Consider the following 25,853-nt stretch of genomic DNA (forward strand, 5'->3'; position numbering starts at 1 on the left):
CCTGAAGGTGACTGCATCTTATTTACTTCTCGGGAAAAGTGGTCAACGCCGTAAAAAGTAGGCGGAGCACCACTGAACGAACTGCTCCGTGAGGCCCTTCGCCACACGACGGGCAGTGAAGGGACCTCAAGCATTTCAACGGTCCTCCGGTGTGAGCCACCGGCTCAACCAATCCGTCACGGAGGGTGGGCGTAGCACGGAGCCCGGTGCTCCGGAGGCCTCCCACCGCTGGAGGCCGCCTTCGGCCAGCTCCTCCCAGCCTCCATCCTGCGCATCCTCGTCGCGCTCGGGCGCATCGGCCGCGAGCAGCAAGTGCACCGCCCCTTCGTACGGCTCGGGGAGGTAGCGCCGCGCCGCGCGCAGGTGGCTGGCGAAGACCTTGAACCGCGTGCGCAGCTCCGCCAGCGAGACGTCCTCGGGGAACAGCCCCGCGCGAGCCCCTTCGGTGTGCAGGTGCGAGAGCAGGGGCTCCACGTCCTTGCCCGAGGTGAGGGAGGACGGCAGCTCCAACGGAGGGACGCCCGCCTGGGCAGCGAGCTCCTGGGCGTAGAGCGCGCCCTGCGCACCCGCGGTGGCCGCGGGGGGGGCCTCGGGCTCCGCGGGAGGCGGCTCGACGAGGAGCAGCTCCACCGCGTGGCCCTCTCGCTGGAGCTGCTGCGCCATCTCCCACGCCACCAGCGCACCCATTCCCGGGCCCACCAGTCGATAGGGGCCTTGCGGCGTCGCGGCGCGCAGGGCCTCGACGTAGAGCGTGGCCATGGCCTCCACCGACTCCAGCGGCGCACGGCCTTCCTCGAAGCCACGGGCCTGGATGCCGATGACGGTCCATCCCTCGGGGGCGTGGTCCGCCAGCGGTGCGTACGGCGCCACGCGTCCATCCATCCCGTGGATGACGTGCAGCACGCGGCCCGGGTCGTTCCCCTCGCGCAGCGTCACGAGCGGAGACCAGGTGGGCGCGGCGGGACGGGACGTCTGCCTGGCGCGAGCCTCCTGCGCCTTCGCCGCGGCCTGGGCCCTCATGAGCAGGGCCGCGAGCGACTCCACGGTGGGGGCCTCGAAGAGGGCACGCAGCGGCAGCTCCACGCCGACCGCGGCGCGCACGCGGGAGACGACCTGCGTGGCGAGCAGGGAGTGTCCGCCCAGGGAGAAGAAGTTGTCGGTGATGCTCACGCGAGGCGTGCGCAGCACCTCCGCGAAGGCCTGGGCGAGCAGCTCCTCCAACGGCGTGCGGGGCTCGGCGAACGGCGTGGTGCCGCGCAGGCTCTCCTCGTCCGGAGGAGGCAGGGCTCCGCGCGCCACCTTGCCGGTGGGCATCAGCGGCAGCGACTCCAGCCGCATGAAGATGGAGGGCACCATGTACTCGGGCACCCGCTCGCGCAGGACCTGGCGCGCCTCTTCCGTGTCCCAGGGCGCGTCGGGCGGGAGGACCACGTAGCCCACGAGCCTGCGGTCTCCGGCGACGTCCTCGCGGACGATGGCCACCGCGTCTCGCACGTGAGGCAGGGCGCGCAGGGCCACTTCCACTTCACCCAGTTCGATGCGGAAGCCTCGCAGCTTCACCTGGCTGTCCAGGCGGCCGAGGAACTCGAGGTTGCCATCCGCCAGCCACCGCGCCTTGTCACCCGTGCGGTAGAGCCGCGCACCGGGCGCGCGGCCGAGCAGGTGCGGCACGAACTTGTCCGCCGTGAGGTCCGGACGGCCGTGGTAGCCGTGGGCCACGTTGACGCCGCCCACGTAGACCTCGCCCGCGACGCCCACGGGGCACGGCGCGCCGTGCGGGTCCAGCACGTAGATCTCCACGTTGGTGAGCGGTGCACCCACCGGCGGCAGCGCGGGCCACGTCTTCCGGTCCGCCGGCGCGCGCCACGCCGTCACGACGTGGGCTTCCGACGGGCCGTACTGGTTCTCCAGCGTGCAGTCGGGCAGGCGGTTGAAGAACGCGATCAGCGCCGGGGTGACCTGGAGCTGCTCACCCGCCGTGATGATTTCGCCCAGCGGCGGCAACTCCTGCTGCGTGAGGGCCGCGTCGCACATGGCCTGGAGCGCGACGAAGGGCAGGAACAGCCGCTCCACGCGGTGCTCGCGCATGTAGCGCAGCATCGCGGGCGGGTCCTGGCGCAGCGTGCCGTTGATGAGCAACACCTTGCCGCCCAGGCACCACGTCCCGAAGAGCTCCTGGAACGAGACGTCGAAGTTGAGCGAGGCGAACTGGAGCGTGGTGGCGTCCGGCTTCACCGCGCGCTTCATCAACCACCAGATCATGTTGCCCACCGCGCGGTGGGACATGACGATGCCCTTCGGACGGCCCGTGCTGCCGGAGGTGTAGACGAAGTAGCAGTTCGTCTCCGGCGACATGTCCACGTCGGGCGAGTGCGTCGGACGCGACCCGATGGCCGCTTCCTGCTCCAGCGGGATGACCCGCGCGGTGATGCCCGGGGGCAGCGTGGAGACCAGGGCGGAGTGCGCGAGGACGACGGGCGCGCGGGTGTCATCCAGCATCATCGCCAGACGGTCCGCGGGGTAGCTGGGGTCCAGCGGGAGGAAGGCCGCGCCCGCCTTCATCGTCGCCAGCACCGCGACGGGCATGTCCAGGCTCGCGCGCTCCAGGCACAGGCCCACCGTGCCGTTGACGGGCACGCCGAGCGAGATGAGGTGGTGCGCGAGCTGGTTGGCGCGTGCATCGAGCTGCGCGTAGGTGAGCGACTGCTGCCCATCCGTCACCGCCACGTGGTCCGGCGTACGAGCGGCCTGCGCCTCCACCCAGCGGTGCATGAGCCCCGGGACGTACGTCGGGTCCACCGCCGCGTTGAAGGACTCCACCACCTGGCGGCGGTCCCCGTCGGACAGCAAGGGCAGTCGGCCCAGCGTCTGGTCGGGTTGCGCCACCGCGCCCTCGAGCACCTGGTGCAGCGCGCCCACCAGTCGCTCCGCCGTCTGACGCGTGAAGATGTCGGAGCTGTACTCGAGGAAGCCGACCGTGCCCTGCGACGACTCGACGAGGGAGAGCGTCAGGTCGAACTTTGCCGTGCCGCTGTTCGGCTCCAGCGGGATGATGCGCAGGTCGCCCGTGTCGTACGTCTCCCGGTAGGTGTTCTGGAGGACGAAGAGCACCTGGAACAGCGGCGTGCGATTCAGGCTGCGCTCGGGTTGGAGCTCCTCCACCAGCTTCTCGAAGGGCACGTCCTGGTGCGCGTAGGCGTCCAGCGTCGACTCCCGCACGCGGCCGAGCAGCTCGCGGAACGTCAGGTGCTCGGGGACCTGGCTGCGCAGCACGAGCGTGTTGGCGAAGAAGCCGATGAGCTTCTCCAGGTCCGAGTGTCGGCGGCCCGCGATGGGGGAGCCGACGCTGATGTCGTCCTGACCGGAGTAGCGTGCGAGCACCGTCTGGAACGCGGCCAGCAGCACCATGAAGGGCGTGGCGCCTTCGCGACGGGCCAGGGCCTGCACCGCGTCCTGCAGCGCGCGGGGCATCGTGACGTCCACCATGCCGCCCCGGAACGTGCTGACGGGCGGCCGGGAGAAGTCCGTGGGCAGCTCCAGGGTGGGCGGTGCCCCCTCCAGCTGCTTGCGCCACCAGGCGACCTCCTTCTCCAGCACCTGGTCTTTGAGCCAGCCGCGCTGCCACGCGGAGTAGTCCGCGTACTGGAGCGGCAGCTCCGACAGGGTGAGCGGGGCGCCTCGGATGAAGGACGAGTACGCGGACGCCACCTCGTGGACGAGCAGGCCCAGCGACCAGCCGTCCGCGACGATGTGGTGCACGGACATGAGCAGGATGTGCTCCTGCGCGCCGAGCTTCAGCAGGCGCACGCGCAGCAGCGAGCGGTCCGCCAGGTTGAACGGACGCTGCATCTCCTCGGTGGTGATGCGCCGGGTCTCCGTCTCGCGCGCCTCGGGCTCGAGCGCGCTCAGGTCCAGCACCTCCAGGCGCCTCGGCTCGTGTGCGTGGATGACCTGGACGGGCTGACCCTGGTGGCTCAGGACGGAGGTGCGCAGCGACTCGTGCCGACGCAGCAGCTCGTTGATGGCCCGCTCCATGGCGGCGACGTCGAGCGAGCCCTCCAGTCGGACGGTCGCGGGGATGTTGTAGAACGCGCTGTCGGGCGACAGCTGGTCGAGGAACCAGAGGCGCTGCTGCGCGAACGACACCGGCTGCTCACCGGTGCGCGGCACGGGCACGAGCGGCGGGATGTCCAGGCCCTGTCCCTGCCGCACCGCCTGGTCCACGCGCTGCGCGAGCGCTTCCAGCGTCGGAGCGTCGAACAGGTCGCGCAGCGGCAACTCCACGCCGAACACCGCGCGCATCCGGCTGATGGCCTGCGTCGCCATCAGCGAGTGGCCACCCAGCTCGAAGAAGTTGTCGTGGATGCCCACGCGCTCGACCTCGAGCACCGCGCACCAGATGGCGCCCAGCCGCGCTTCCGTGGGCGTGCGAGGCCCCACGAAGTCGGGCCGTCCGCTGGCCGTGCTCATGTCCGGAGCGGGCAGGGCCTTGCGGTTCACCTTGCCGTTCGACGTGAGGGGCAGGGCCTCCAGCACCAGCACCGCGGTGGGCACCATGTACTCGGGCAGGACCTCCTTCAGCGCCGCGCGCAGCGTCCCGCCGTCGGTGGTGAACCCTTCACGCGCCACGGCGTAGCCGATGAGCCGCTTGCCTCCGGGGCCCTCCTCGCGAGCGATGACGACGGCCTCGCGCACCGCCGGGTGTCGAGCCAGCGCGGCCTCGACCTCGCCCAGCTCGATGCGGAAGCCACGCACCTTCACCTGCGCGTCCACGCGGCCGACGAACTCCAAGCCGCCGTCCTCGCGCCAGCGCACCACGTCGCCCGTGCGGTACAGCCGAGCGCCCGGGACCCCCGAGAATGCATCCGGGAGGAAGCGCTCCGCGGTGAGCGCGGGCCGGCCGGCGTAGCCTCGCGCCACACCCACGCCGCCCAGGTACAGCTCGCCCTTGACGCCCACCGGCACGGGCGCGCCATGGGCATCCAGCACGTAGACGCGCACGTTGGCCAGGGGCCGGCCGATGGACGGTGTGCGCGCGTCTGCCTCCGCGACGTGCGTGAGCGTGGCGACGACGGTGGCCTCCGTCGGGCCGTAGGAGTTGACGAACCTGCGGCCCGGCGCCCACCGCGCGACGACCTCCGCGGGCAGGGCCTCGCCACCGGAGATGACCGTGCGGAGCGCGGGCAGTCCCTCGGAGGGCGTCGCCGCCAGCGCGGCGGGGGTGAGGCTGATGACCGTGAGGGCCTGGTCGCGCAGCAGCGTGTGCAGCGGCGCTCCTGGCATCACCTTCTCCAGGGGCGCGAGCACCAGTGAGGCACCCGACGTCAGCGTGGTGAAGATCTCCTCCACCGACAGGTCGAACGACAGGTTCGCGAACTGGAGCACACGCTCGCCGGGGCCGATGCCGTAGGCGGGCGCTTCATGCGTGACGAGGTTGGCCACGCTCACGTGCTCCACCGCCGTGCCCTTGGGCTGTCCCGTGCTTCCAGAGGTGTAGAGCACGTAGGCCAGGTTGCGCGGGAGGACTCCCGTGACGGGCGGCTCGGTGCGCTCCTTCGCCAGGGCCTCGTGCTCGACGTTGATGCACAGGGCGCGTGCGCGGTGCGCCTCCGGGAACCGGTCGACCAGGGGCGACTGCGTCAGCAGCATCGCGGCGCCGCTGTCCTCCAGGAGGAAGGCCAGTCGCTCACGCGGCAGGAGCGGATCCACGGGGACCCACGCTCCGCCCGCCTTGAGGATGCCGAGCAGGCCCACCACGACGTCCAGCGAGCGCTCCATGCTGAGCGCGACGCGCACCTCGGGACGCACGCCTCGGCGCCGCAGCGCGTGGGCGAGCTGATTGGCCTTCTGGTCGAGCTGCGCGTAGGTCAGCTCGGTGCCCTCGAAGGTGGCCGCCAGCGCATCCGGAGCGCGGCGCACCTGGGCCTCGAAGAGCGAATGGACACACGCCTCGGGGAAGTCCGCGCGCGTGTCGTTCCACGTCGTCAGGAGCCGCTGCCGCTCGTCGGTGGAGAGCAGCGCCAGGGACGAGAGGTGCCGCTCCGGCTCGCGGACGAACGCGCTCACGAGCGTGAGGAAGTGCTCCGCCATCCGCGTGAGGGTGGACGCGTCGTAGAGGTCGGTCTGGTACTCGAACCCGCCCGTGAAGCCCGTGCTGCCTCGGCTCAGCGAGAGCGTCATGTCGAACTTGGCGGCGTGTCCCTCGTTCGGTCCCGGGCGCATCGTCAGGCCCGGCAGCGAAATCGCCGCGTCCGGCGTGTTCTGGAGGATGAACATCACCCGGAACAGCGGTGACTGCTGGAGGTCGCGCAGCGGCTGGAGCTGCTCGAAGGGCAGGTGCTGATGCGCATAGGCACCGAGCGCCGTCTCGCGCACGCGGCCGAGCAGCTCGCGCACCGTCGGGTCCCCATCCAGTCGGGTGCGGAGGACCAGCGTGTTGAGGAAGAAGCCCACCAGCCCTTCCAGCTCCGCGCGGTTGCGACCGGCGACGGGCGAACCCACGGAGATGTCGTCCTGGCCGGCGTAGCGCGCGAGCAGGAGCTGGAACGCCGCGAGGAAGAACATGAAGGGCGTGATGCCTTCACGCTGGCAGAACGCCTCGATGGCCTCGGCCTGCTCGGGCGGCACCACCATGGACACCACATCGCCTCGGTGTCCGGTGTGGTTCGTCCTGGGTCGGTCGGTGGGCAGCTCCAGGTCCTGCGAGGCACCGTCGAGCTGCCGCTGCCACCAGGCCAACTGCCGGTCCAGCTCCGCGCCTTCCAGCCAGCGGCGCTGCCACGCGGCGAAGTCCGCGTACTGGAGCGACATCTCGGGGAGACTCGGCACCTTGCCCGCGCGGAGCTCGCTGTACACGACCGACATCTCGCGGACCACGACGCTGAGGGACCAGCCGTCGGCGACGATGTGGTGGACGTTGATGAGGAGCAGGTGCTCCCGGTCTTCCAGCGAGAGGATCTCCGCGCGCAGCAGCGGGCCCGTGCTCAGGTCGAACGGCCGCAGCGCGTGCTCACTCGCACGGCGGCGTGCCTCGGCCTCACGCTGCTCGGACGGGAGCTGACGCAGGTCGGTGACTGGCAACACGAACGCGGACGGCGCGTGGATGATCTGCTCCGGACCCTGGGCCTCCGCGCGGAACGTGGTGCGCAGGGCCTCGTGGCGATGGACGATGACCTCGAGCGTCCGGCGCAGCAGCTCCACGTCCAGCTCACCCGAGAGCACCAGCGCCGTGGGGATGTTGAACGCGGGGCTTCCGGGCTCGAGCTGGTCCAGGAACCACACGCGCTCCTGCGAGAACGAGAGCGGCAGCTTGCCGTCGCGAGACGTGCGCTCGATGGCGGACGAGGACACCGTCGCCCCCGCGCGCAGGAGGGCGTCAATCCGCGCGGAGAGCTTCTCGACGGTGGGCGCCTCGAACAGCTCGCGCACCGGCAAATCCACCGAGAAGGCCACGCGAATCCGGGACGTGAGCTGCGTGGCGAGCAGCGAGTGCCCCCCCAGCTCGAAGAAGTCGTCGTGGAGGCCGACGCGCTCGACGTGGAGGAGCTCCGCCCAGAGCGACGCGAGCTGGAGCTCGGTCTCGGTGCGGGGCACGACGTACTCGCGGCTGGAGGCGATATCGGGCGACGGCAGCGCGGCGCGGTCGACCTTGCCGTTGGGCGTGAGGGGGAGCGCGGGGAGCACGGTGATGGCGGAAGGCACCATGTGCTCGGGCAGCCGCTGCTTGAGGGACTCGCGCAGCGAGGAGACGTCGACCCTGTCTCCGACGACGTATGCGACCAGTCGCTGGTTCCCGGAGGTCTCGGAGCGGAGGGCGGCGACGGCCTCGCGGACGGAGGGCGCCGCGAGGAGCGCGGTCTCGACTTCACCGAGCTCGATGCGGAAGCCACGCAGCTTCACCTGCGAGTCGATGCGGCCGACGTACTCGAGCGTTCCGTTGGCGAGCCAGCGGACCTTGTCGCCCGTGAGGTAGAGGCGTGAGCCGGGCGTCGTGGCGAAGGGGTTCGGGACGAAGCGCTCCGCGGAGAGGTCCGCGCGGTGCAGGTATCCCCGCGCGAGGCCGACGCTCTCGACGCAGAGCTGGCCCGGCACTCCCACGGGGAGCGGACGGAGCGCCTCGTCGAGGACGTAGAGGCGCGTGTTGTCCCACGGCTTGCCGATGGAGGGCGGCTGGCCCGGGAGCAGCGGCTCGGAGATGGACGCGCAGACGGTGACCTCGGTGGGGCCGTAGGCGTTGAGGAGGCGCAGCCGTGAGCCCCAGCGCTGGATGAGCTCGGGCGAGCAGGCCTCACCCGCGGAGATGAGCGTGGTGAGCGACGGCAGGTCCTCGGGCCGCATCTGGGCGAGCACCGAGGGCGTGAGGGTGACGGCGGAGATGGACTCGTCGCGGAGCAGGTCGCGCAGCGGCGCGCCCGGGAGGAGGCGGTCGCGGGGCGCGAGGACCAGGGTGGAGCCCGCGAGGAGCGCGCCGAAGATCTCGGCGACGGACGCATCGAAGGCGAAGGACGCGTACTGGAGGACGCGCGAGGTGGGCGTGAAGCCGTGAGCGCGTCCCGCCGCGAGCGCGGTGTTGGCGAGGCCGCGGTGCTGGAGGAGCGTGCCCTTGGGCGTCCCCGTGGAGCCGGACGTGTAGATGACGTAGGCGAGGTTGTCGGCGCGGGCGCCGGAGTCCAGCGCGGTCTCCGGCTGGGCGGCGATGAGGCTCGCGTCGGAGTCCAGTCGCACCACGTGCGGAGTCTTGAAGCCCAAGCCCTCCGCGAGTGCCGCCGTCGTGACGACGAGCGGCGCCGCGCAGTCGCGGAGCATGAAGGCGATCCGCTCGGCGGGGTACGAAGGATCGAGCGGGACCCACGCTCCGCCCGCCTTGAGGACGGCGAGGATGGAGACGACGAGCTCGAGCGAGCGCTCGACGCAGAGCGCGACAGGGACCTCGGGCCGGACACCCCGCGAGCGCAGGTGGTGCGCGAGGCGGTTGGCGCGCGCGTCGAGCTGCGCGAAGGAGAGGGCCTGGCCTTCGAAGCGCAGGGCCGTGGCGTGCGGCGTGCGCGCGGCCTGGGCCTCGAAGAGGGCGTGCGCGGTGGCGTCGCGCGGGAAGTCGCGCTCGCTCTGGTTCCAGTCCACGAGGACCTGACGCTGCTCCCCGTCGGACATCAGCGACAGGGTGGAGACCGGCACCTCGGGGCGCGCCGCCGCTTGCGCGAGCAGGGCTCCGAGGTGGACCAACATCCGGTCCGCGCTCTCCGCGGAGAAGAGGTCGGTGCGGTACTCGACGCTGCAGGCCAGGCCTTGCTCCGACTCGAGGACGGAGAAGGTCAGGTCCAGGCGCGCGGCGCCCGTGTTGGAGGGCTGCGCGCGGAACGTGAGGCCCGGCAGCTTCAGCTCGGACTCGGGCTGGTTCTGGAGCACCAGCGCCACCTGGAAGAGCGGCGCGTGCGCGAGGCTGCGCTCGGGGTTGAGCGCCTTGACCAGCTCCTCGAACGGCAGGTCCTGGTGCGCGTAGGCGCCCAGCGTGTCCTTCCTCACACGCGAGAGCAGCTCGCGGAAGGACGGCATCCCCCCCAGCCTCGCGCGCAGGGCGAGCTGGTTGACGAAGAAGCCGATGAGGCCCTCCGTCTCCGCGTGATGCCGGTTGGCGATACCGGTGCCGACGACGAAGTCCTCCTGACCCGAGTAGCGCGAGAGCACGGCCTGCAGGCCCGCCATGAGGGCCATGAAGAGCGTGGTCCCCTCCTTGCGGCACAGCGCCTGGAGCGACTCGGCCAGCTCACGAGGCAGCACTCGCGAGACGATGGCACCCTGGACTCCTCGCACCGCGGGGCGCGGGAAGTCCGTGGGCAGATCCAAGAGCGGCGGCGCACCGGAGATGTGCTCCTTCCACCAGGAGACCTGTGCCTCGAGCGCCTCGCCCTGGAGCCAGCCGCGCTGCCAGGTGGCGTAGTCGGCGTACTGGATGGGCAGCTCGGGCAGCGGCGAGGGCTGTCCCTCGCGGAACGCGGCATAGAGCGCCGCCGTCTCACGCACGAGCACATCCATGGACCAGCCGTCCGTGACGATGTGGTGCATCGTCAGCAGCAACACGTGCTGCTGCTCACCCAGCCGTAGCAGCGTGACGCGCAGGAGGGGGCCGTTCGCGAGGTGGAACGGACGACGCGCCTCCTCGTCGGCGTGGCGCTGGACCTCGGACTCGCCCTGCGCGGACAGGTCCACCACGGGCACCGTCACGGGCGCGGGCGCATGGACGACCTGCTCGTTGCCCGCGCGGAACGTGGTGCGGAGCACCTCATGGCGCCTCACGACCTCCGTGAAGGCGCGCTCCAGGGCGCTCGTGTCCACCTCGCCCTCGAGCCGCAGCGCGATGGGCATGTTGTACGACGGGCTCCCCGGCTCCAACTGGTCCAGGAACCACAGGCGCTGCTGCGCGAAGGACTGGACGAAGGACCACGGCGCCTGGCCCTCGCGGGGCAGGAGCGCGAGCGTGGGCCTGTTCAGCCCGGTGCCGGCGCTCAGCGCGACGTCGATGCGTCGGGCGAGGCCCTGGACCGTCGGCGCCTCGAACAGCTCGCGCAGGGGCAGCTCCACCTGGAAGGCGGAGCGCACGCGCGAGACGAGCTGCGTGGCGAGGAGCGAGTGGCCCCCCATCTCGAAGAAGTTCGTGCTGACCGCGACTCGCGACACGCCCAGCACCTGCGCGAAGAGGCCCGCGAGCAGCGCCTCGGTGGGCGTGCGCGCCTCGAACGAGGACGCGTCCTCGACGAGCACGGCCTGCTCGGGCACCGGCAGGGCCTTGCGGTCCACCTTGCCGTTGGTCGTGAGGGGCAGGGCCTCCAGCACCTTCCATGCGGTGGGGACCATGGCGTCGGGCAGGCGCTTCGCGATGAAGGCTCGCAGCGTCGCGAGCTCCAGCGTCGCGGGGGCGACGACGTAACCCACCAGCCGCTTGTCTCCGGGCCGGTCCTCGCGGACGAGCACCACGGCCTCGCGCACCTCGGGATGCGCGAGCAGGGCGGACTCGATCTCCGCCAGCTCGATGCGCAAGCCGCGCACCTTCACCTGGGCATCCACGCGGCCCAGGAACTCCAGCACGCCGTCATGGCGCCAGCGGACCTGGTCCCCCGTGCGGTACAGCCGGGCCCCAGGCACGGAGGAGAACGCATCCGGCACGAAGCGCTCGGCCGTCATCGCGGGCTGGCCCGTGTAGCCCCGGGCCACGCCTTCGCCGCCGATGAACAGCTCGCCGGTCACTCCCACGGGCACCAGATGTCCATGCTCATCCAGCACGTACACCTGGGTGTCGCCAATGGGGCGGCCGATGGGCGCGGTGGCTCCCTCGATGGTGCCCTCCACCGTCCACGACGTGGCGTCGACGGTGGTCTCGGTCGGGCCGTAGCAGTTGACCAGCCGCGTGGCCGGCCACTCGCCTCGGATGCGGTGCGCCAGGTTCGCCGGGAGGGCCTCACCACCGGAGACCAGCACGCGCAGGCCCAAGGGCCGCTCGGACCGCGCGGCCTCCACGAAGAGGCTGAGCTGTGAGGGCACGAACTGGAGCACCGTCACGCGCTGCTGCTCCACCGTCGCGTGCAGGGCCTCCATGTCCAGGTCCGCCGCCGAGGGCGGGAGCACCAACGTCGCTCCACTGACGAACGTGGCGACGAACTCCGGCACCACGGGGTCGAAGCCCGGTGCGGTCTTCTGGAGCACGCGGTCCTTGGGACCCAGCTCCAGGCTCGTGGTGAACCAGGCCGTGTGCCGCGACAGCGCGCGGTGCGGCACCACGACTCCCTTGGGCCGGCCCGTCGAGCCGGACGTGAACAGCACGTAGGCCGCGTTCTCCGCGGCGAGCGTCGGCGCCCGGAACTGGCTGCTCGCCACCGGGTGCGCGGCCGCCACATCCTCGAGGGCGAGGACACCCGCGGTCCCCGCCGGCAGCGAGGCCCGGAGCTCCCGCTGCGCGAGCACCACGGCGGGAGAGGTGTCGTCCAACATCATCGCCAGTCGCTCGGACGGCGAGGATGCATCGAGCGGAACCCAGACGCCTCCCGACGCGAGGATGCCAAGGACACCCGCGACCAGCTCGGGCGAGCGCCGCGCGAGCAGCGCCACGCGCACCTCGGGGCCCACGCCGTGCTGACGCAGCACCTCCGCCAGGGCGAGGGCCCTGCGCTCCAGCTCCCGATACGTGAGCTGTCCGTCCGTCCATTCCAGCGCCACGGCGTCCGGAGACAGGGCCGCGCGCGACTGGAACCACGAGAACACGGAGGTCTCGCGCGAGTGTGCCGAGCGGGTGTCGTTCCACTCGACCACCAGACGGTGGCGATCCTCGGGCGAGAGCAGCGGCAGCTCGGCGAGCGCGAGGTCCGGTGTGGACACCGCCGCCTCGAGCAGGCGCGTGAAGTGGCCCGTCATCGCCTGGATCGTCTCCAGGTCGAACAGGTCCGTGTTGTATTCGAACGAGCCCGCCAGTCCCTCGGGCGACTCCTGGAGGACGAGGGACAGCGAGTACTTCGCGATGCCCGGGTCCACGTCGGCGGGGGCCAAGGTGAGCTCCGACAACGTCAGCGAAGGCACGGGCGTGTTCTGCAGCGCGAACATCACCTGGAACAGCGGTGAGTGGCTCAGGCTGCGCGCGGGCTGGAGCTCCTCCACCAGGTGCTCGAACGGGACATCCTGGTGCGTGAGCGCGCCGAGCGACGCCTCGCGGGCCTGCTCGACGAGGGCGCGGAACGTCATCGCCCCGGACATGCGGCCCCGCAGGACCAGCGTGTTGATGAACACGCCGATGAGGCCCTCGGTCTCCGGGCGGGTGCGGCCCGCCACCGGCGTGCCCACGAGCAGGTCATCCTGGCCCGTGGAACGGTACAGGAGGGCCTGGAACGCGGCGAGGAGCACCATGAACGGCGTGGCGTTCATGCGCTGTCCGAGCGCCGTCACCGCGGCGGAGAGCTCCGCCGTCAGCTTCACGGGATGGCTCGAGCCCGCCTGGGTCTGCATCGCGGGCACCGGACGGTCCGTGGGCAGCGCCAGCACGTGGTTCGCGCCCTCCAGCTGCGTCTTCCAGTACGTGAGCTGTCGTTCCAGCTCGCCCGCTTCCAACCACTGACGCTGCCAGGCCGCGTGGTCGGCGTACTGCACACGCAGCTCCGGCAGGGACGCGGGGCGTCCCGCTCTCGCCGCCGCGTACAGCTCCGCGGCCTCGCGCACCAACACGCCCGTGGACCAGCCATCCGAGATGATGTGATGCATCGTGAGCAGCAGCACATGCAGCCGCTCATCCAGGCGCAGCAACGTCACGCGCAGCAGCGGGCCCTGGGCCAGGTCGAACGGACGCCGGGCCTCCTCGAGTGAGCGCCTGTGGGCTTCGTCCTCGCGACGCTCGGGCGGCAGCGCGGAGAGGTCCACGCGCACGAGGTTCAGCTCGAGCGTCGGCGCGATGGCCTGCCGCGGGCTTCCATCCGCGTTGGCGGGGAAGGTCGTGCGCAGCGACTCATGCCGCCAGGCCAGGGCACGGAAGGCGTGCTCCAGCGCATCCGCGTCGACCGTGCCCGCCAACCGGATGGCCGCGGGGAGGTTGTAGAGCGGAGTTCCCGGCTCCAGCTGATCCAGGAACCAGAGCCGCCGCTGCGCGAAGGACAGCGGGAGCTCTCCCGACCGGGACACCGGCACCAGCTCCGGCGCCTTCGCCTTCGGAGGGCCTGCCCGCCTGAGCGCGTCGATGCGCGCGGCGAGCTTCTCCACGTTGGGCGCCTCGAACAGCTCGCGCAGCGGCACGTCCACGCCGAACGTGGCCTGGAGGCGGGACGTGGACTGCGTGGCGAGGAGCGAGTGGCCGCCGAGCTCGAAGAAGTCATCGGTGACGCCGACGCGGTCGACGTGGAGGAGCTCGGCCCAGAGGGTGGCGAGCTGGAGCTCGGTCTCGGTGCGAGGCGCGATGTACTCGCGTGCGCTCGTGGAGAGCGAGGCATCCGGCGACGGGAGCGCGTTGCGGTCGAGCTTGCCGTTGGGCGTGAGCGGCAGCGCGTCCAGGCGGGCGATGGCGGACGGCACCATGTGCTCGGGGAGACGGCGCTTGAGGAACTCACGCAGCGGCGTGGGGTCGAAGTCCGTCTCGTCCGAGACGACGTAGGCGACCAGGCGCTTGTCGCCGGACGACTCGACGCGGACATTGGCGGCGGCCTCCTGCACGGAGGGGAAGGCGAGGAGCGCCGTCTCGACTTCGCCGAGCTCGATGCGGAAGCCGCGCAGCTTCACCTGCGAGTCGATGCGGCCCAGGAACTCGAGCGTCCCGTCGTGGAGCCAGCGGGCCTTGTCTCCGGAGAGATAGAGGCGCGAGCCCGGCGTCGTGGCGAACGGGTGCGGGACGAAGCGCTCCGCGGAGAGGTCCGCGCGATGCAGGTATCCCCGCGCGAGGCCGACGGAGGCGATGCAGAGCTGACCGGGGACACCGACCGGGACGGGACGGAGCGCCTCGTCGAGGACGTAGACCTGGACGTTGTCCCAGGGCTTGCCGATGGACGGGGACTGCCCCGGGAGCAGCGGCTCGGAGATGGACGCGCAGACGGTGGCCTCGGTGGGGCCGTACGCGTTGAGGAAGTGCAGGCGCGCACCCCAGCGCTGGATGAGCTCGGGCGAGCAGGCCTCGCCCGCGGAGATGAGCGTGGTGAGCGAGGGGAAGTCCTCGGGGTCGAGCTGCGCGATGACCGAGGGCGTGAGGGTGACGGCGGAGATGGACTCGTCGCGGAGGAGGTCGCGCAGCGGCGCGCCCGGGAGGAGACGGTCGCGGGGCGCGAGGACCAGGGTGGAGCCCGCGAGGAGCGCGCCGAAGATCTCAGCGACCGAGGCGTCGAAGGCGAAGGACGCGTACTGGAGGACGCGCGAGGTGGGCGTGAAGCCGTGGGCGCGCCCGGCGGTGAGCGCGGTGTTGGCGAAGCCTCGGTGCTGGAGGAGCGTGCCCTTGGGCGTCCCCGTGGAGCCGGACGTGTAGATGACGTAGGCGAGGTTGTCGGCGCAGGCGCCGGACTCCGGCGCGGTCTCCGGTTGGGCGGCGATGATGCTCGCGTCGACATCCAGCAGCACGAGCTGCATGGCCCCCGCGGGGAGCTCGTCGGCGATGGCCTCCGTGGTGACGAGGACGGGCGCCGCGCAGTCGCGGAGCATGAAGGAGAGCCGCTCGGCCGGGTACGAAGGATCGAGCGGGACCCAGGCGCCGCCCGCCTTGAGGATGCCGAGGATGGAGACGACGAGGTCCAGCGAGCGCTCCAGCGAGAGCGCGACGGGGACCTCGGGCCTGACGCCGAGCGAACGCAAGTGGTGCGCGAGGCGGTTGGCGCGTGCGTCGAGCTGCGCGAAGGAGAGCGACTGGCCCTCGAAGCGCAGGGCCGTGGCGTTCGGCGTGCGCGCGGCCTGGGCCTCGAAGAGGGCGTGGACCGTGGCCTCGCGCGGGAAGTCGCGCTCACTCTGGTTCCACTCGACGAGCAACCGGTGCTGCTCATCGCGCTGCATCAGCGGCAGCGTGGAGACGGGGGCCTCGGGACGTACGGCCGCGGCCTCGAGCACGCTGCCCAGGTGCCCGATGAGCTGCTCGATGGTCGCCGCCGAGAAGAGGTCGGTGCGGTACTCGGCCGAGCAGCTCAACCCCTCGGCCGTCTCCGTGACGGAGAGCGTGAGGTCGAGCCGCGCCGTGCCCGTGGCGGCTTCCAGCAGACGGAACGTGAGGCCCGGGACCTTCAGCTCGTTGTCCGGCTGGTTCTGGAGGACCAGCTTGAGCTGGAACAGCGGCGCGAAGCCGAGTCCTCGGCCCGGGTTGATGTCCTTGACCAGCTCCTCGAACGGCAGGTCCTGGTGCGCATAGGCACCCAGCGTGTCGTGCTTCACGCGCGTGAGCAGCTCGCGGAAGGACGGGTTGCCTCCCAACCGCGCCCGCAGCGCGAGCTGGTTGATGAAGAAGCCGATGAGGCCCTCCGTCTCCGCGCGGTTGCGGTTGGCGATGTCCGTTCCCAGGACGAAGTCCTCCTGACCCGAGTACCGGGAGAGGACGACCTGGAAGCCCGCGAGCAACGCCATGAAGAGGGTGACCTCCTCCTGGCGGCACAGCGCGTGGAGTGAATCGACGAGCGCTCGCGGCAGCATGCGGCCGGCGCGCGCGCCCTGGAAGCCCTGCGCCGACGGGCGCGGGAAGTCCGTGGGCACGTCCAACTGCGGCGCCGCTCCGGACAGGTACTCACGCCACCAGGCGAGCTGGCCCTCGAGGACCTCTCCCTGGAGCCACCCGCGCTGCCATGCGGCGTAGTCCGCGTACTGGAGGGGCAGCTCGGGCAGCGACGAGGGCAGCCCCGCGGCGAACGACTCGTAGAGCGCCGTCGACTCGCGCACGAGCAGCGCCATGGACCAGCCGTCCGTCACGATGTGGTGCATCGTCAGCAGCAGCACGTGATGCGTGGGCGTGACGCGCAGCAGGACGGTGCGCAGCATCGGCCCGTGGACGAAGTCGAACGGACGCTGGGCTTCGTCCCGGATGCGGCGCTGCAGCTCCGCGTCGAGCACCGCTCCCGAGAGGCCGGTCAGGTCCTCCACCGGCATCGGCACGGGCGCCGCGGGATGGATGTGCTGGACCGGGCCCTCGTGGAAGCTCGTGCGCAGCACCTCATGGCGCCGCACCAGCTCCGTGAAGGCCTGCTGAAGCGCCGCTTCCTTCAGCGTGCCCTCGAGCTGGATTGCCAGCGGCATGTTGAAGGTGGCGCTGCCCGGCTGGAGCTTGTCGAGGAACCAGAGGCGCTGCTGCGCGAAGGAGAGCGGCAGCGGCTTCGTCCTGTCGGCCCGGACGAACGGCGGCGGCCCCAAGGCGAGCGACGTGTCGAGCTGGGCGATGCGCTCGGCGAGGCGGGCGACGGACGGCGCCTCGAAGAGGACGCGGAGCGGGAGCTCGAGGTCGAGGGCCGCGCGGATGCGGGAGACGAGCTGCGTAGCGAGGAGGGAGTGGCCGCCGAGCTCGAAGAAGCTGTCCGAGACGGAGAGCGTGTCGAGATGCAGGACGTCGCGGAAGAGGGCCGCGAGCGTCTCCTCCGTGGCGCTGCGAGGCGCGACGAACTCCGAGACCTCCTGCGTCGCGGGCCGCGGGAGGAGCCGACGCGCGAGCTTTCCGCTGGGCGTCAGCGGCAGGGCCTCCAGGGAGACGAAGGCGGACGGCACCATGTACTCGGGCAGCCGCTGGAGGAGGTGGGCCCGGACGTCGGCGAGGGAGGGCGCCTCGGCCGCGGACGCGGGGATGAAGTAGCCGACGAGGCGCTTGAGGCCGGGGACATCCTCTCGGACGTCGGCCGCGGCGTCGCGGATGCCGGGGATGGAGCGCAGCGCGGCCTCGACTTCACCGAGCTCGACGCGGAAGCCGCGCAGCTTCACCTGGCCATCGAGACGGCCGAGGAACTCCACGGTGCCATCGGCCTTCCAGCGCGCGGAGTCGCCGGTGCGGTAGAGGCGCGCGCCGGGGGTGGTGCTGAACGGATGCGGGACGAACTTCTCCGCCGTGAGCTCGGCCCTGCCCGGATACCCGAGCGCCAGGTGCGCGCCGCCGATGAAGAGCTCGCCGGGGACACCGACGGGCGTCGGCTGGCCGAGCGCATCGAGGACGAAGAGCTGGGTGTGCGGCAGCGGCGCGCCGATGGACGGCAGCCGGGGCCAGGAGGCGGGTGCCCCCTGGAGGCGGAGCGCGGAGACGACGTGCGTCTCGGAGGGACCGTACTGGTTCTCGAGGACGCAGCCGGGGAGCTTCTCGAAGAAGGCGACGAGCGCGGGCGTGACTTGGAGCTGCTCACCCGCGGTGACGACCTCGCGCAGCGCGGTGGGCAGCGTCGCGCCATGGGCGGCGGCGTCGGAGATGGCCTGGAGCGCGACGAAGGGCAGGAAGAGACGCTCGACCCGCTGGCGCCGCATGAAGTCGAGCAGGGCCGGGATGTCCTGGCGCAGTCCACCCGTGGGGAGGACGAGGGTTCCGCCCGCCCACCACGTGGAGAAGAGCTCCTGGCAGGAGACGTCGAAGGACAGCGACGCGAACTGGAGCGTGGTGGCCTTCGCGTTCTGCGACTGGCGGAGCTGCCACGCGAGCAGGTGGCTCAGCGCGCGATGCGGCAGCGCGACGCCCTTGGGCCTGCCCGTCGAGCCGGACGTGTAGATGACGTACGCGGCGGACTCGGGCGAGACGGAGACGGTGGGGGCCTGCGTGGACTGGGACGCGAGGGCCTCCGCTTCCTCATCCAGGAAGAGGCACCGCGCCTGGGACGAGGGCACGGACGCGCGCAGCGACGTGTGGGAGAGGACGACCGGCGCGGCGGAGTCCTCGAGCATGAAGGTGAGGCGCTCGGCGGGGTAGTGGGGGTCGAGCGGGAGGTACGACGCCCCGGCCTTGAGCGAGGCCAGCACGGCGACGGCCATGTCGAGCGACTTGTCGAGGCAGATGCCGACGGACATGCCAGGCGCGACGCCGAGCGTCCGCAACCTGTTCGCGAGCTGGTTCGCACGCGCGTCGAGCTGCGCGTAGGTGAGGCTGCTCACGCCATCGGTGACGGCGATGGCATCGGGCGTGTGCCGCGCCTGCGCCTGCACGGGCACATGGATGGGCGTCGCCGCATGCGACTCCCGCGCGGTGTTGTTCCAGTCGACGAGGAGGACCTGCCGCTCCCTCGCGCTCAGCAGCGGGAGCTGGGAGAGCGACTGGCTCGGGTCCTCGATGGCGGAGGAGAGCAGGAGCTGGAAGTGCTCCGCCATCCGCTGCGCGGAGGCCGTGTCGAAGAGGTCGGTGTTGAACTCGAGCTGACCGTGGATGTCGTCGCCTGAATCCGCCAGCAGGAGCGAGAGGTCGAACTTGGCCGTGCGGCTGTCGACATCGAGCGGCCGGAGGACCGTCGACGCGTCGGCGGCCGCGCTCGTGCTCTGGGCGACGGACTGGAACGCGAGCAGGGCCTGGAAGAGCGGCGAGCGGCTGAGGTCCCGCTGCGGCTGGAGCTCCTCGACGAGCTTCTCGAACGGGACGTCCTGGTGCTCGTAGGCGGCGAGCGTGCTGCCACGCACCTGCGCGAGCAGCTCCCGGAAGGAGAGCTCCGGCGGGAGGTGGGTGCGCAGCGGGAGCGTGTTGACGAAGAAGCCGATGATGCCTTCGAGGTCGGCCTGCCGACGGTTGGCGATGGGCGAGCCGACGACGATGTCCTCCTGACCGGAGTACCGCGAGAGGAGGACGTTGAAGGAGGACAGGATCACCATGAAGGGCGTGACGCCTTCATGGAGGCAGAGCGCGCGAAGGGCTCGGGTGAGGTGGGCGCCGAGGTGGAGGGGGAGCGACGCGCCGTGAGCAGACTGGACGGGAGGACGCGGCCTGTCGGTGGGCAGGTCCAGCGAATGGGGCGCACCGGCGAGGTGCTGGCGCCACCAGTCGACCTGCTGGGCGAGGACGTCGTCGCGGAGCCACGAGCGCTGCCACGAGGCGAAGTCCGCGTACTGGAACGGAAGCGCCGCGAGCGGCGAGGGGAGGCCCCGGGAGAAGGCCTCGTAGAGGGCGCCGACCTCACGCCCGAAGATGCCCGAGGACCAGGCGTCCGAGACGATGTGGTGGAGGGTGAGGAGGAGGAAGTGACGCCGCGGCGAGACGCGGACGAGCGTCGCCCGGAAGAGCGGAGCGCGCGTCAGGTCGAACGGACGCTGCGCCTCGGCGGAGGCGAGACGGAGGGCCTCCGGGTCACGTGAGGACTCCGGGAGGTGCGTCAGGTCGACGAGCGCGGGCGCCCAGTCGACCTGGTCGTGGATGACCTGGACGGGCGCACCATCGCCGCGGGAGTGGAACGACGTGCGCAGGGACTCGTGGCGGCGGACGAGCTCGAGCAGCGCGCGGGAGAGCGCGTCGGAGTCGAGCGGCCCCTCGACGATGAGCGCGGAGGGGATGTTGTAGAACGGGCTGTCGGGCTGGAGCTTGTCGAGGAACCAGAGGCGCTGCTGCGCGAAGGAGAGCGGCAGCTCTTCGGAGCGGGCGACGCGCGCCAAGGGCGGGAGCTGGAGGCCCGACTTCGTCAGACGCGCCGTGTCGATGCGCTCCGCGAGGCGCGCGATGGACGGGGCCTCGAAGAGGGCGCGGATGGGGAGCTCGACGCTGAAGGCCGAACGCACGCGCGACACGAGCTGGGTGGCGAGGAGCGAGTGTCCACCGAGCTCGAAGAAGCTGTCGTGGATGCCGACGCGGTCGACCTCGAGGATGTCGGCGAAGAGCGCGACGAGGAGCGTCTCGGAAGGCGTGCGGGGCGTCGCGAACTCGCGAGAGGACGCACGGAAGTCGGGGGCCGGGAGCGCCTTCCTGTCGACCTTGCCGTTGGGAGACAGCGGCAGGGCCGGGAGCACCACGAAGGCGGACGGCACCATGAACTCGGGCAGGTGCGCCGAGAGCGCCGTGCGCAGGGCCTGGGTGTCGACGTCGGACGAGGCGACGAGGTAGCCGACGAGGCGCGGAGACGACCCATCCTCGCGCAGGACGACGACGGAGTCGGAGACGCCGGGGTAGGCGAGGAGCGCCGCTTCGATTTCACCGAGCTCGATGCGGAAGCCACGCAGCTTCACCTGGAAGTCGGCGCGGCCGATGTACTCGATGGAGCCGTCGGGCAGCCAGCGCGCGACGTCACCGGTGCGGTAGAGGCGCGCGCCCGGCGTGGCCGAGAAGGCGTCCGGGATGAAGCGCTCGGCGGTGAGCGAGGGGCGGTTGAGGTAGCCGAGGCCCACCTGGATGCCGCCGATGAAGAGCTCACCGGGGACACCGACAGGCGTCGGGCGTCCCGCGTCGTCGAGGACGTGGAGCTGGGTGTTGGAGACGGGGCGGCCGATGGGGACGAAGTGGCGCGTGTCTCCGCGAGCGCAGTGCCAGTAGGAGACGTCGACGGCGGCCTCGGTGGGGCCGTAGAGGTTGTGGACCTCGGCGGAGACGGGCAGGCGCGAGTGCGCGCGGCGAACGAGCTCCGCGGGGAGCGCCTCGCCACTGCAGATGACCCTGCGGATGGACGTGAGGAACTCCAGGCCCGGCTCCTCGAGGAACACGCGGAGCATGGAGGGGACGAAGTGCAGCGTGGTGACGCGTGCCTCGGAGATGAGGCGGGCGAGGTACGCGGGGTCCTGATGCCCACCGGGCTTCGCGAGGACGATTCGCGCGCCCGTCATGAGCGGCCAGAAGAACTCCCAGACGGAGACGTCGAAGGAGAACGGCGTCTTCTGGAGGACGGTGTCCTCGGATGACAGGCCGTACTGCTGCTGCATCCAGAGGAGACGGTTGACGATGCCTCGGTGGCCGTTGATGGCGCCCTTGGGACGACCCGTCGAGCCGGACGTGAAGATGACGTAGGCGGGTGCGTCAGCGCCGGCGAGAAGCGGGAGGGCTTCGGAGGAGTGTGCCGCGACGGCATCCCACTGCGTGTCGAGGCAGACGATGTGAGCGGAGGCCGCGGGCAGCGCCGTGAGGAGGTGCTCGTGGGTGAGGAGGACGGGGGCCTGCGTGTCCTCGAGCATTCCAGCGAGGCGCTCGCGCGGGTACGCGGGGTCGAGCGGGACGTAGGCCGCGCCGGACTTGAGGACGGCGAGCAGTGAGACGACGAGGTCGAGTGAGCGCTCGAGGGAGATGCCGACGAGAGAGCCCGGGCGAGCGCCGAGAGCGCGCAGATGGCGGGCGAGCTGGTTGGAGCGAGCGTCGAGCTGCGCGTAGGTGAGCGAGGTCTCTTCGAAACGAAGCGCTTCCGCGTCGGGCGTACGACGGGCCTGGGCCTCGATGAGGGAGTGCAGGCAGACATCGCGGGGGAAGGAGTCGTTGCGGCCCTGGAAGTCGGAGAGGAGCTGGCGCTTCTCCTCCTGGGCGAGCATGGGCAGCTCGTCCAGACGCGCGTCGGGATTCGCGGCGATGGCGGCGAGCAGGGTGCAGAGGTGCCCGCGCATCCGCTGGATGGTCTCGGCGTCGAAGAGGTCGGTGTTGAAGTCGAGCGTGGCGAAGAACTGCCCCTGGGACTCGCTCATGCCGAGGGCCAGGTCGAACTTGGCGGAGAGCAGCTCGGAGCCGAGGACGTCGAGGGAGAGGCCCGGGAGCTGGAGCGTGCCCTCGGGGTTGTTCTGGAAGACGAAGAAGACTTGGAAGAGAGGAGAGCGGCTCAGGTCGCGCTGAGGTTGGAGCTCGTCGACAAGCTTCTCGAAGGGGACGTCCTGGTGCTCGTAGGCGGCGAGCGTATTGAGGCGCACCTGTGCGAGCAGCTCACGGAATGAGCCGATGCCCTGGAGGCGAGAGCGGAATACGAGGGTGTTGACGAAGAAGCCGATGAGGCCTTCGGTCTCTGAGCGGTTGCGGTTGGCGATGGGAGAGCCGACCGAGATGTCGTCCTGGCGGGAGTAGCGGGAGAGGAGGAGCTGCCAGGACGCGAGCAGCAACATGAAGGGAGTGGCGCCCGAGTCGTGGGCGAGCTCCTTCAGGGCACGGGAGATTTCAGGCGACAGAGAGAAGGCGAGCAGCTGTCCACGCGTGGACTGGACCGCGGGGCGAGGCCTGTCGGTGGGCAGGTCGATGGAGGGCGGCGCGCCGGCGAGCTGATGGCGCCACCAGCCGATCTCAGAAGAGAGGACGTCACCGGAGAGCCACTGGCGCTGCCAGACGGAGAAGTCGGCGTACTGGATGGGAAGCGCGGGGATCTGGGCGGAATCGCCACCGGAGAACTGACGGTAGAAGGAGGCGAGCTCGCGAGCCATGACGGAGATGGACCAGCCGTCAGAGGCGATGTGGTGGACGGTGACGAGGAGGTGGTGCTGAGCCTCGGAGAGGCGCAGGAGGGTGGCGCGGACGACAGGGCCGCGCGCGAGGTCGAACGGACGCAGAGCCTCGACGGAAGCGAGGCGGAGCGCCTCGGCGTCGCGGTCCTTCTCGGAGAGAGAGGAGAGGTCGACGAGCGGCATGTCCAGGAGGAAGCGGTCCTGGATGAGCTGGACGGGTTGGTCGTCAACGAGGGCGAAGTGAGTGCGGAGGACTTCGTGGCGCTGAATCAGGGCGCGGAGGGACTGAAGGAGAGCGTCTGGGTTGAGAGAGCCGGAGAGCTTGAGGACCCAGGGGATGTTGTAGGTGGAGTTGCCGGGCTGGAGCTGGTCGAGGAACCAGAGGCGCTGCTGAGCGAAGGAGAGCGGGAGCGCCTGTGTCCTGTCGGCGGGAACGAGAGCAGGGACACGAGAAGAGGAGAGGCTCTCGAGGCGCTCGGCGAGAAGAGCAACGGTGGGAGAAGAGAAGAGCTCGCCGAGGGGGAGCTCGACGTTGAAGGCCGAGCGGATGCGGGAGACGACTTGAGTGGCGAGGAGGGAGTGGCCGCCGAGCTCGAAGAAGTCCGCGTGGACGCTGACGCGAGGGAGGCCGAGGACGTCGGAGAAGATGGAAGCGAGACGCTCTTGGGCCTGAGAGGAGGGAGGAGTGAAGTCCTCTGAAGCAGAGGCTGAGGCGAAGTCGGGAGGGGGGAGGGCCTTCCTGTCGAGCTTGCCGTTGGCGGAGAGAGGGAAGGACGGGAGAGAGACGAGAGCGGCCGGCACCATGTACTCGGGCAGGCGCTGGAGGAGGAAGGAGCGAAGGGAGGAGGAGTCGACGCCCTGGCCTTCGGAGGAAGTGAAGTAGGCGACGAGGCGCTTGTCGCCGGGGATGTCCTCACGAGCGAGGACAGCGGCCTCGCGGATGCCGGGGAAGAGGCGGAGAGCAGCCTCGACTTCACCGAGTTCGATGCGGAAACCGCGGACCTTCACCTGGAAGTCGGAGCGACCGAGGAACTCGAGGGAGCCGTCGGGGAGCCAGCGGACGAGGTCGCCGGTGCGGTAGAGGCGAGCGCCGGGAGTCACCGAGAAGGGGTGAGGAATGAAGCGCTCAGCGGTGAGGTCAGGACGGTTGAGGTAACCCCAAGCGAGGCCGTCACCGCCGACGAAGAGCTCACCGGGGAGTCCAGGAGGAAGAGGGAGGAGAGAGGAGGAGTCGAGGACGAAGGCGGAGGAGTTGGAGAGAGGGGCGCCGATGGGGACGGAGCGGGAGAAGGAGTCGCCGTGGCGGAGGGGGAAGGTGGCGGAGAAGGTGGTGTTCTCGGTGGGCCCGTAGCCGTTGACGAAGAGGTGGCCAGGGGGGAGGCGAGAGAGGTGCTCGCGGACGCGGGAGGGAGGAAGTGCGTCACCACCAGCGAGGAGCTGGGAGACGGAGGCGAGAGCGGAGGGCTGGAGAGAAGCCATCTGCTCGAAGAGAGCGGCCGTCAGCCAGAGAGAAGAGATGCGCTCCTGGAGAAGGAGAGAAGCGAGCTCGTCGAGAGAGAGGGCGTGGGGAGGAGCGAGGACGAGCTTGGAGCCGTGGAGGAGAGCGCCCCAGATTTCGAGGGTGGAGGCGTCGAAGGCGACGGGGGCCGCATGGAGCCAGACGTCGGAGGGGGAGAAGCGGATGAAGGAAGAAGAGACGAGGCGAGTGACGCCGCGGTGAGGAATGCAGACACCCTTGGGCTCGCCCGTGGAGCCCGAGGTGAACATGACGTAGGCGAGGTCCTCACCGGAGCCCAAGTGTGCGAGAGGCGAAGAGGGCTGACGTGAGATGAGGCGAGCCTGCTCGTCGAGGAGGAGAAGGACGGACGAGGAGGAAGGGAGGTCGTCAGCGACGTCGGAGTGGGAGACGAGGACGCCGGCGGAGGACTCGCGGAGGACGAAGGAGAGGCGCTCGGAGGGCCAGGCCTTGTCGAGGGGGACGTAGGCGGCGCCCGCCTTGAGGATGGCGAGAAGCGAGACGATGAGGTCGGGCGAGCGGTCGAGGCGGAGAGCGACGCGAGAGCCGGGGAGGACGCCCAATGAACGCAGGTAGTGGGCGAGCTGATTGGAGCGGGAGTCCAGGGCGGAGTAGGTGAGTGACTCACCGCCGGAAGAGACAGCGATGGAGTCAGGAGACCGAGCGGCCTGCTGAGCGAAGAGCGCGTGGATGGAGGAGTCGCGCGGATAGGCCGAAGCGGTGTCGTTCCAGGAGGAGAGGACCTGCTGCTTCTCGGAGGAAGTGAGGAGCGAGAGGGAGGCGAGCTGAAGATCTGGCTGGGCGACGACGGCTTCGAGCAGGCCGGAGAAGTGGGCGAGCAGCCGCTCCATGGAGGCGGCGTCGAAGAGGTCCGTGTTGTAGTTGAGCAGGCCGACGAGGCCCTGGCTCGCCTCTTCAAGCAGGAGGCTGAAGTCGTACTTCGAGGACTCAATCGTGGGCGGGAGTCCGCTCAGGGTGAGGCCCGGGAGAGAGAGTTCTCCTTCAGGGGCGTTCTGGAGCGTGAGGGTGACCTGGAAGAATGGGGAGCGACTGAGGTCACGCTGAGGCTGGAGTTCCTCGACGAGCTTCTCGAAGGGGACGTCCTGGTGCTCGTAGGCGGCGAGAGTGTTGAGGCGCACTTGCGCCAAGAGTTCGCGGAACGAGCGGACGCCCTGGAGGCGAGAGCGGAAGACGAGGGTGTTGACGAAGAAGCCGATGAGGCCTTCGGTCTCTGGCGATTGCGGTTGGCGATGGGGAGCCGACCGAGAGTCGTCCTGGCCCGAGTAGCGGGAGAGCAGGACTGGAAGGCCGCGAGGAGGACCATGAAGGGAGTGGCCCCTTCGCGCTGAGCGAGGGCCTTCACGGAATGAGACAGCTCCCGAGGCAATGAGACGGGAAGGACCGAGCCGCGGTAGGTCTGGACGGCGGGACGGGGCCTGTCGGTGAGCAGTTCGAGAGAGGGCGACGCCCCGTCGAGGTGCTGACGCCACCAGGCGATTCGAGGACGTCGTCGGCAAGCCACTTGCGTTGCCAGACGGCGAAGTCAGCGTACTGGATGGGCAGAGGAGCGAGCTGT

The 25,853-nt window shown here is 70.6% G+C and carries 1 pseudogene; it reads right to left on the bottom strand.

What is annotated here, in order from left to right:
* Positions 1 to 135 precede the first annotated feature (135 nt).
* A pseudogene (locus MYSTI_RS17770) lies at positions 136 to 25,799 on the bottom strand (non-ribosomal peptide synthetase).
* Positions 25,800 to 25,853 lie beyond the last annotated feature (54 nt).

Source organism: Myxococcus stipitatus DSM 14675, assembly GCF_000331735.1.
In the GTDB taxonomy this organism is placed as follows: domain Bacteria; phylum Myxococcota; class Myxococcia; order Myxococcales; family Myxococcaceae; genus Myxococcus; species Myxococcus stipitatus.